The 224-nt window shown below is 55.4% G+C and carries 1 rRNA gene; it reads left to right on the forward strand.

The features are described from left to right. Positions 1–224: ribosomal RNA gene (locus R2X38_RS26730) — 16S ribosomal RNA — on the forward strand; the annotation flags it as partial.

Here is a 224-nt window from a genome sequence, read left to right on the forward strand (position 1 = left end):
GCCCAGGTGAGATTAGCTAGTTGGTGAGGTAAGAGCTCACCAAGGCGACGATCTCTAGCTGGTCTGAGAGGATGATCAGCCACACTGGAACTGAGACACGGTCCAGACTCCTACGGGAGGCAGCAGTGGGGAATATTGCACAATGGGGGAAACCCTGATGCAGCCATGCCGCGTGTGTGAAGAAGGCCTTCGGGTTGTAAAGCACTTTCAGTCGTGAGGAAGGC

The sequence above is a fragment of the Photobacterium rosenbergii genome (genome assembly GCF_033022775.1).
GTDB lineage: Bacteria > Pseudomonadota > Gammaproteobacteria > Enterobacterales > Vibrionaceae > Photobacterium > Photobacterium rosenbergii_A.